The organism is Citrobacter sp. wls718 (assembly GCF_005280945.1).
In the GTDB taxonomy this organism is placed as follows: domain Bacteria; phylum Pseudomonadota; class Gammaproteobacteria; order Enterobacterales; family Enterobacteriaceae; genus Citrobacter; species Citrobacter gillenii.
Genome location: NZ_SZWV01000037.1, coordinates 68,603 through 69,398, shown reverse-complemented (window position 1 = coordinate 69,398; position 796 = coordinate 68,603). Strand labels below are relative to the sequence as shown.

The 796-nt window shown below is 56.8% G+C and carries 1 protein-coding gene; it reads right to left on the bottom strand.

The genetic code is table 11. The features are described 5' to 3' along the window. The coding region (locus FDW95_RS23550; RefSeq protein WP_249358945.1) for a glycerate kinase at positions 1–753 on the bottom strand (753 nt) is incomplete at its 3' end. Between the last annotated feature and the right edge of the window lie 43 nt (positions 754–796).

Sequence of the window (796 nt, the reverse complement as noted above, 5' to 3'; positions counted from 1 at the left end):
CCCGGCGGCACCGCCGCCAGCCAGTTCCAGAACGTTAACGTCCAGATCGCGGGAGATCAGCTGAGCATAATGGGTTAACGCTCGATCCAAACGGGCAACCACTTCTGGCGTAGCCCCTTTTTGCGGGCCGAATACCGCCGACGCGCCCTCTTTACCGGTAAGCCGGTTCGTCACGTCGCAGGCTACTTCGATTCGACACGCGGCAAGGCGCGCATCTAACTGCGAGATATCAATCCTGGCAAGCGCTTCCAGTCCCGCACCACCATGGGCAATATCGTTATTCTGCGCATCCAGTAATCTTGCACCCAGTGCCTGCACCATCCCCGCGCCGCCATCGTTGGTTGCGCTACCGCCAATGCCAATGACGATATGCTCTACGCCCGCGTCCAGCGCGTGACGTATCAGCTCTCCGGTTCCCCTGGAGGTGGTTTTTAGCGGGTCACGTGAATCCACGGGTACCAGCGCCAGCCCGCTGGCTGCAGCCATCTCAATAAATGCCGAGCGCGCATCTCCCGATAAACCATAAAATGCCTGAACACTGCTCCCCAGAGGGCCTGTAACATCAACATGAACAAGGCGTCCTGCGGTTGCGGCAACCATCGCTTCAACCGTTCCCTCACCGCCATCGGCAACCGGGATCTTGACGTAATCCGCATCAGGCCAGATCTCACGAAAACCCTGCTCAATCGCAGTTGCTACCTCAAGCGCACTCAGACTCTCTTTGTAAGAGTCCGGAGCAATGACTATTTTCATAAGCCGTCCTTATGCATGTTGATTCTGTTAATCATACACCTGA